Annotated in this window: 2 protein-coding genes; both read right to left on the reverse strand. The window is 61.4% G+C overall.

Going from position 1 to position 1,946, the window contains the following annotated elements:
- Positions 1 to 555: ABC transporter permease (locus AC1DUU_RS30710; RefSeq protein ID WP_476787090.1), on the reverse strand; the 555-nt coding region annotated here is incomplete at its 3' end.
- A 99-nt stretch (positions 556 to 654) separates the two neighbouring features.
- Positions 655 to 1,946: ABC transporter substrate-binding protein (locus tag AC1DUU_RS30715; protein ID WP_476787091.1), on the reverse strand; the 1,292-nt coding region annotated here is incomplete at its 5' end.

The raw sequence follows: 1,946 nt of genomic DNA on the forward strand, positions 1-1,946 counted from the left end.
GGCCAGCGACGGCAGGGCGAGCGTGATTGCCGGCAGGATGTAATATCGCGCGCCACCCATTCCCGATGTCGGCAGCCAGCCGAGGGTGACTGCAAAGAACACGATCATCAAGAGGCCGAACCAGAACTGCGGCAAGGACAGCCCAAACAGGCCGACAAAAACTGTCGTTCGGTCGACCAAGCCCCCGGGCCTGAGTGCGGCGATGGCGCCGAGCGGCAGCGACAGCAGGATCGCCAGGCCGAGTCCGGCACCGATCAGCTTGAGTGTATTTGGCAGGCGTTCGAGCACGACGTCGAGGGCCGGCCGGCGCTGCCACAGGCTCTCGCCGAAGTCGAGGCGGGCCATGTCACCGACGAAATCGACGAACTGCGTGGCGATGGGACGGTCGAGGCCGATCTGTTGGGCAAAGGCCGCGCGCTGCTCGTCGGTTGCCGAAAGCGGCAGCATTACCTTGACCGGATCGCCGACCATGCGAGTGGCGATGAAAACGATCACGGTCACGCCGATGACGACAAGGAGACCTTGTGCAATTYGGCGGAGCAGAAAACCACCCATATTCCTCTCCATTGGCTGGAGCCGGCTCTCCCTTGTTGAGCCGGCTCCAGAACTGTTGGGGTTCGCTTATGTTTTTGTTCGAACCCGCAATTGTCGTTGTTATTCCGTGACCTTCATCTCCTTGACGAGCAGCTTGGAGTCGACGCGAGGCTGCCATTCCAGGCGCTTGGAGAAGCCGTAAATGTCCTGCTGGTTGAGCAGCGGGACGAGGTACGACAGGTCGTACGACTTCTTGGTGATGGCGTCATACATTGCCTGGCGCTTCTCGACGTCGGTCTCGGTCCTGGCAGCGCTGATCTGGTCTGACATTTCCTGGTCGCTGTTGGACGCGGAACTCGCCTTGCTCTGTAGCACGGCGGTCATTTCACGGTCGACGTCGAGCAGTTCGTTGGAGTTCGAGAGGAAGACCGCATCCGGCCGCGTGTTCTTGTCGAACAGTTGGTTGAGGTATTCGCCGAAGTCCTCGATCTTGATGTCGACGTTGAGGCCTGCGTCCTTCCAGTAGGCGCCGACTGCCTCGATCAGCTCGCGGTCCTTGAGCCAGCGACCGGCCTCTCCGACGAGCTTGATGGTCTTGCCCTCAGCACCCGCTTCCTTAATCAGGGCCTTTGCCTTGTCGAGGTCAAACACGTAGTCGGGCAGTGCCTTGTTGTAGCCGAAAGCCTTTGGGTTGACGACCTGCCCCTTTGCCGGTGTGGCGTAGCCGCCGAACAGGCTCTCAGCCAGCGCCTTGCGGTCGACCGAGATGTTCATGGCCTCGCGGACGCGCGGATCCTTGGTCACCTCGTTGTCGGTCGACACGATCATGAGGCTCGTTTCAAGGCCGCTGACGGCCGCGAACTTCGGTGCCTGCTGGGCGAACTCCGGCAGAAGGTTGGTGATGACATCGAGTTCGCCCGCCATAAGCCCGGAAAGGCGCGTGCCGGATTCACCGACGAAGCGGTAGGTCACCTTGTCGATCGACGCGGCATCGCCCCAATAGTCGGCGTTCTTTTCCAGCACGATGTCTTGGCCGCGGTTCCAACTGGTGAACTTGTAGGGGCCGGTGYCGACCGGTGCTTCGGCGAACTTGGCGTCGGCAGCATAGGTCGCGGGGATCATCTTCATCCAGTACATGCGCGACGGCAGGATCGGATCCGGACCCGAGGTGATGATGCGCACAGTCAGGTCGTCGACCTTCTCCGCGCCGGTGATGGTGCCGAAGTAGGCGGCCTGCTCCGACTTTAGCGCCGGATCTATGACACGCTTGACGCTGTTAACGACAGCATCCGCGTTGAATGCCTCGCCATTGTGGAACTTGATGTCGGGCCTGAGCTTGAACTCCCAAGTCTTGGCGTCAACCTGGGTCGGCGCCGCAGCCGCCAGTCCGGCGACTAGTTCGCCCTCGGGCG

The organism is Aminobacter sp. P4_H6_2 (assembly GCF_056400805.1).